Source organism: Streptomyces sp. NPDC059989 (genome assembly GCF_042736975.1).
GTDB lineage: Bacteria > Actinomycetota > Actinomycetes > Streptomycetales > Streptomycetaceae > Streptomyces.
In genome coordinates, this window is sequence record NZ_JBHWUO010000116.1 from 1 (window position 1) to 6,065 (window position 6,065).

At 69.2% G+C, this 6,065-nt stretch carries 6 protein-coding genes; 5 read left to right on the plus strand and 1 reads right to left on the minus strand.

Annotated elements, in window-relative coordinates; genetic code table 11:
- Positions 1 to 150 precede the first annotated feature (150 nt).
- Complete coding sequence (locus tag ACFWBN_RS39495; protein WP_385186628.1) at positions 151 to 615, plus strand: HNH endonuclease; 465 nt, start codon at positions 151 to 153, stop codon at positions 613 to 615.
- A 114-nt stretch (positions 616 to 729) separates the two neighbouring features.
- Here the strand turns inward: ACFWBN_RS39495 and ACFWBN_RS39500 are convergent, their stop codons facing one another.
- Complete coding sequence (locus tag ACFWBN_RS39500) at positions 730 to 1,305, minus strand: helix-turn-helix domain-containing protein (protein WP_385186643.1); 576 nt, start codon at positions 1,303 to 1,305, stop codon at positions 730 to 732.
- A gap of 176 nt (positions 1,306 to 1,481) precedes the next feature.
- Here ACFWBN_RS39500 and ACFWBN_RS39505 point away from each other — a divergent pair, with 176 nt between their 5' ends.
- From ACFWBN_RS39505 to ACFWBN_RS39520, 4 genes are all read left to right on the plus strand, one after another.
- Positions 1,482 to 2,468 (plus strand): alpha/beta fold hydrolase, encoded by a 987-nt coding sequence (locus tag ACFWBN_RS39505; protein ID WP_385186631.1) that lies wholly within the window; start codon positions 1,482 to 1,484, stop codon positions 2,466 to 2,468.
- Between the two features lie 223 nt (positions 2,469 to 2,691).
- The gene (locus ACFWBN_RS39510) at positions 2,692 to 3,045 is read left to right on the plus strand and encodes a hypothetical protein (RefSeq protein WP_385186634.1); all 354 of its coding nucleotides are present in this window, start codon (positions 2,692 to 2,694) and stop codon (positions 3,043 to 3,045) included.
- A gap of 237 nt (positions 3,046 to 3,282) precedes the next feature.
- Positions 3,283 to 5,181 carry a caspase family protein gene (locus ACFWBN_RS39515; RefSeq protein WP_385186637.1) on the plus strand — a complete coding sequence of 633 codons (1,899 nt, stop codon included), beginning with the start codon at positions 3,283 to 3,285 and terminating at the stop codon, positions 5,179 to 5,181.
- Positions 5,169 to 5,663, plus strand: coding sequence for a hypothetical protein (locus tag ACFWBN_RS39520; RefSeq protein ID WP_385186640.1), 495 nt, complete (start codon positions 5,169 to 5,171; stop codon positions 5,661 to 5,663). Before ACFWBN_RS39515 ends, ACFWBN_RS39520 begins: the two co-directional genes overlap by 13 nt.
- Positions 5,664 to 6,065 lie beyond the last annotated feature (402 nt).

Sequence of the window (6,065 nt, forward strand, 5' to 3'; positions counted from 1 at the left end):
TGCCCACGAACGATGCACGCACTCAGCCTGCGATGACACGTGCAGCGTCAGTCAAGTTTCACTGAGACTGCTCGAACTTCGCTGAGACGAGACAGGCTGACCTTCAAATGCGCCAGGCGCCGTCACCGCAACAAGTCGAGGTACTGGGTCGTGGACCGGTACTTCGGCAGATTCCACCCGTCCCGGCGAGACCGGTGGGTGTTCGGCGACCGCGACAGCGGCACCTTCCTCATCAAATTCGCCTGGACCGGCATCGTCCGCCACCAGCTCGTCAAGGGAGGAGCGTCCCCGGCCGACCCCGCGTTGATCGAGTACTGGCGGGACCGCCGCCGCAGGAAAGCGCCGCCGCCGATGGACAGGACGAGTCTTCTCCTGGCGGTCCGGCAGCAGGGGCTCTGTCCTCTCTGCAAGCAGGCGCTGATTGTCGGAGCCGAGTACGAACCAGACGGTCCACGCGAGTGGATCAACTGGTTCCCGGCCTCGAAGAAGATGCTCCACGAGCATCACTTCACCTACCGACGGGACGGCGGCACGGACGAACGGAACAACCTTCGCCTCGTGCACTCCGAATGCCACCGCCAGCACCACGCTGGCGACGGCGAACGGACCACATAGCCCTGCTGACCTGCGAAGCCCTCGTGGCTTGCTTGAGCCGGATGCGCTGAAAGGTGCACGTCCGGTTCCGAGGGGGCCGGGTCACGGCAACGTGATCCGGCTACCCGACCACAGCTACCGGGCCCCGCGACCGGGGGCCGGCTGGGTCCGCGGCCGTAGTCGTTCGCCCTGCGGCCCGAACAGGATCAGGTACTCGACCGGCCCGCCGGGGCCGGCGTTCGCCACCCCGTGCGGGGTACGGGTGTCGAACTCGGCGACGTCCCCGGCGGCCAGGGCAAGATCCTGGGTGCCCAGCGCGAGCCACAGCCGCCCGTACAGAACGCACAGCCACTCGTAGCCCTCGTGGGAGACCTGCCGGGGCCGCGTGGGCGGATCCTCGACGGCGGGCAGTACGTGCTTGTGGGCGTGCAAGCCTCCGACGTACCGGGTGAGCGGCAGCACCGCCTTGTCGTCGCCGAAGCTCGGCGGCGCCGAGGTACGCGGCTCGGCCACCGGGGCGGGTGCGGTACCGGCCAGCTCGTCCAGGGAGACGCCGTACTCCTTCGCCAGCTGCAGCACCACCTCCAGGGTGGGCTTGCGCCGGCCGGTCTCCATCCGCGACAGCGTGCTCGGCGAGATGCCGGTCGCAGAGCTGACAGCGGCGAGCGTGACGCCGTGCTGCTCGCGCGCGGCTCGTAGCCTGGGCCCCATCGCCGCCAGCGTGCCGTCGAGGTCGCCGCCTGTCACCGTTCCTGCTCCCTCCAGCCGCACCGCTCCGCTGCCCTGTCCTGCGAGCTTGCCAGAATGGCAACGCTGATCGCGTCGGCGGCCGCCGCGACGCATGATCGACGGGTACCCGCCTCCGCCCACGAACCCAGGAGAAGCCCATGCAGCCCGAGCCGACCGCCGAACTCCGCCACCGCACCATCGAGACCCCGGCCGGGCGCCTGCACCTGGTCGAGCAGGGCACCGGCCCACTGGTCCTGCTCGTGCACGGCTTCCCCGAGTCCTGGTACTCCTGGCGCCGCCAGCTCCCGGCCCTCGCCACCGCCGGCTACCGGGCGGTGGCGATCGACGTGCGCGGCTACGGCCGCTCCTCCAAGCCCGCCGCGACCGACGCCTACCGGATGCTCGACCTGGTGGAGGACAACGTCGCCGCAGTGCGCGCCCTCGGCGAGGAGAGCGCTGTGGTCGTCGGCCACGACTGGGGATCCAACATCGCCGCCTCCTCCGCCCTGCTCCACCCGGAGGTCTTCCGCGCCGTCGGCCTGCTGAGCGTCCCCTACGCGCCGCCGGGCGGCCCGCGCCCCACTGACATCTTCGGCCAGATCGGCGGCCCTGAGCAGGAGTTCTACGTCTCCTACTTCCAGGAGCCCGGCCGCGCCGAGGCGGAGATCGAGCCCGACGTCCGGGGCTGGCTCGCCGGCTTCTATGCGGCGCTGTCCGCCGACACCATGCCCGCCCAGGGCGAGCCCGACCCGCACTTCGTCGCCCACGGCGGTCGGCTGCGCGACCGCTTCCCCGCAGGCAAGCTCCCCGCCTGGCTGAGCGAGGACGACCTCGGCGTCTACGCCGCGGAGTTCGAGCGCACCGGCCTGACCGGCGCGCTCAACCGCTACCGCAACATGGACCGTGACTGGGAGGACCTCGCCCCCCACCGCGGAGCCCCGATCAAGCAGCCGTCCCTGTTCATCGGCGGCACCCTGGACGCCTCCACCAGCTGGATGGCCGACGCCATCAACGCCTACCCCTCCACCCTCCCCGCCCTGTCCGCCTCCCACCTCCTGGAAGGCTGCGGCCACTGGATCCAGCAGGAACGCCCCGACGAGGTCAACCGCCTGCTGACCGACTGGCTCACCACCCTCCAGAGCTGAACCAAACACGCCGAGCACCCGGCCCCGGACACCCCAACCACATAGGCGATACGGCCTTCTCACAGGTCAGCCACCTTGCCTGCCAACTGGAATGCACAATCCGACAGATCTAGTGCTCAGTCACAACAGGCAGCAGCGCCTCACCGTCCGCCGACCGGGCCGAGGAACGCCTCCTCCTGACCACCGTCGCGTCACGCTCGTCCGGCGACGTCGTTGGACCCTGGTGAAGACCTCGACCTCCCGCACGACGAGCACCGGGCCACGCCGCCTGATGGCCGTCGCCCCGCTTTGCCACCTGTGTTCAGACGAGGACCAGGTCGACCAGGTCCTCGCCGATCCAGCCCTCACCGTCACCTTCCACCCGGCCTCCGGGATCGCCCGCCAGGTCGCGCTGTGCGAGCCCTGCCACTCCAGCCGGCCCAGCCGCGGGAAGACGGACCTGGGACCCGCCGACCTCGCGGGGCGGGTAGTAGAGCGCTACGCCACGACTCTGCTCGCCGACTACGAGGAACACTGGTCCGACTGTCGGGCAGACGACGCCGGGCACTGTGCATACGGCACGGCACCCGATGCCTGATATCTCAACGGCGGCACGGGAGATGTCTGACCCTCCCCCGACCCGCGCTTGGCCCCGTCGTTCGGGCTCCGGTCCCCGTGAGGGGGACGGGTGACGAAGGTGTTCGAATGCGGCCGCTTCAGCCGAACGCCATGGTTCGGACGGCCAACCCCAACTACCCTCGGTGCAGCGGTGCTTGAGTGGTTCGCGTGCGCGCGTTCCGTGTCCCGGAGCGGTAGGGGGAAGGTGTTGCCGAGCGTGTATCCCGAACGGTATTTCGACGCCCTCGCCCTGCAAGCAACGGTCACGGTGCTCGACGCCGGGGCTCTGAACGGAACCCCAGATGACCAGTGTGAGGTGGTGGGCACAGGGTTCTTCGTTGCCCCCGGTCTCGTCGCCACCAGCGCCCGGCTGGTGGAGCGGGCCTTGGCCGCGATGCCCGACGATCTCCTCGCGGTCCGCTATTGGTACGGGGCCGGGTCACATGCCGTTGTCCCCGCCCGGCTGCTCGAAGCAACGCCCACGGCGGGACCGGGGCTCCCGACCTCCCCCGCTGTTGCGCTCCTGGTCCTGTCGGATCCCGTTGAGGAGCACAAGGTCGTCTGGTTGACCGCCCAGGGCCCGCCCCGTCCCGCAGCGCGTGTCATGGTGGTGGGCCACCACCGGCGTCCCTTCGGTGTCGATGCCGGCCCGATGCTCGAGAGGTTCATGCGCAGGGACTGTGCGCAGCGCTTCGGCGTTGATGCACTCGTCGCAGAACACGACGAGTGGCCGCCGGAGGCGGAGGGCGGCCCGGTCGTCGCCTTGCGAAGTGGCGAGGTCATCGGTTGGTTGTCCGGGCTGGAGGTCGGCCCGGACCGCGCTGCGATCGCCGAGATCGGAGCCACGCTCCGCTTACTCGCTTCATACCAACGTCTGATGGTCGCCCATGACCTCTGGCACGGTCGAATAGCTGGGCGAAGCCGCTACAGGACGTGGCTCGACGTCCAGCGGATGATCTACGAGGAGCAGCCCACCGATGGCAAGGGGCGGTCCTGGACCCCGCTCGACCGCGTGCAGTCGCTGGCCCTGCTCGCGGCCCTCCCCCAGCCCGAGGAGACCGACCTCGTATCCGCACTGATCCGGGAGACCACCTTCACAGAAGGTGGGCCGCCGCAACACCGCTCGGAGCCGTTGCCCTGCTGGCGGGACGGACACGGGGTGCTCTACGAAAACGGAACGCCCATGGAAGCACCGATACAGCTGAGCTACCTCCGGCGAGTCGCCCTGCACGTACAAGCCCAAGGGACGGACACCTCCGCGCTGACGGACTGGATACGGCAACGCGCCGAAACCCTGGGCCACTCCGAGCGCAGGATGTGGCGCGCATCGGTGGAGGGCACACCGCCCGCCGCCCAGGGCCTGCCGCGGCCGGCGGAATGCTGGCGCAACGGCGGTGCAGTCCTCGTCGGCGTCGGCGCATACGACCACCTGCCGAACCTGCCCGCAGTCCCCCAGAACCTGCTCGACCTGCACGAACTGCTGGTCTCACCCGCCTTCGGAATGCCCGAGGGCAACTGCCGGGTCATCGAAAACCCGCGCTCAGCCGCCGAAGTCCACGAAGCCATAGCCGACGTGGCGGAACGACTCGATCCCGCGAACGGCGGACTGCTCTTCTACTACGTCGGCCACGGCAACTCCCACCCTTCCCACGGGCGGCTGCTGCTCTCACTCGCCGGAACCCGCGAAACGCGGCCATACACCTACTGGGACTTCGACCAGCTACGACACCAGCTCATCGAAGAGGGGCCGCGCACCCGGTTGGTCGTCCTGGACAGCTGCTACAGCGGCTCCGCACTCGACCAACTGTCGACCGCGGGCGACGCGGCCCTCGCCATCAACGGCACCTACGTGATGGCATCTTCCAGCGCCACCGAGCCCTCCAGCGCACCCTTGGGCGCCCGCCACACCGCGTTCACCGGCCAGATCCTGGACACGCTGCGCAGCGGCATCCCGGGCGGAACCGTCGTGATCGACGCCGACGGGCTGTTCGACGCCGTACGAGCCCACTGCCTGGCCGCGGCACTCCCGCAGCCGGTACGGCAGGTACGAGCCGACGGCGCGCACATCCCCCTCGTACACAACGTCGCTCACTGGAGGACGACATGGGCTCGGTAATCCGCATCACCTCCCCTCTGGGTGGGCAGGCACCCGCCTCGTTGCAGAGGTTCCTCACCGCCGACCCCGAATTCCGGGCCTGTGGAAGGGCCCGCTGGGAAGCGGGCGCTCCCACCGTCGAGGGTCACCTCGGAACCGGGCTGGATGTCCTGACCCTCGTCGTGACGGGCGTACTGGCCCTGCCCGCGGCCATCGACACCGTACGGCGCTGGTGCACCGCACCCGGGAACCGGGACACCTCGGTCGAACTGCGCGCGGGTGGAGTGACCGTGATCGTCAGCGGCACAACGGCACTCCACGATGTCGCCGCACTGGCCACAACGCTGGCGGCGGCTCTGGAACCGACTGCCCCGCCCTCTCCCCCGAGCCCGGCTTCGGCCACGGCTCTGAGCGCGGAGCCGGCGGACGCGGAGCCACCGCGAGCGGACGCCTCGCTCGGCGATGGCGAATCGGTGCGACAGGACACCCAGGAGCGGAACTGATCTCGTCCCGCTCCTCGACAAGGCTGGGAAGCCGGTCATGCTCACTCACTGGTACATCGACTGGCTGCAGAAGGCGGAGCTCACTGCACACCAACCATCTACAACGCTCCTTACCGTGTTGACGGGTTGATTCCGGTCCTTCGTACGATCGGGAGACCCGGTGGCCTGGGTGTGGCTAAAAACGCTCATGCCGTAGGTGTGGCTTTGACTGATTGGCCGCCCAGTGCCCCGCGACGACACGGCCACTCATTGGGATGAGCGAACAGAGATCGCTTCGTAAGGACACGTCGGCGTGGTCGTCTGCAGGGACCACTAGGCAGTGTCTGATGGCTCTTTGATGAGATCGCGGAGCCAGATCACGATGGCTGCTGTGGCCAGGGTGCCGTTGAAGATGTAGTCGCG

What these genes read in the sequence shown, in the direction of transcription:
- ACFWBN_RS39500 (WP_385186643.1), bottom strand. Translation starts at nt 1,305, where the DNA reads ATGGGGCCCAGGCTACGAGCCGCGCGCGAGCAGCACGGCGTCACGCTC.
- ACFWBN_RS39505 (WP_385186631.1), top strand. Translation starts at nt 1,482, where the DNA reads ATGCAGCCCGAGCCGACCGCCGAACTCCGCCACCGCACCATCGAGACC.
- ACFWBN_RS39520 (WP_385186640.1), top strand. Translation starts at nt 5,169, where the DNA reads ATGGGCTCGGTAATCCGCATCACCTCCCCTCTGGGTGGGCAGGCACCC.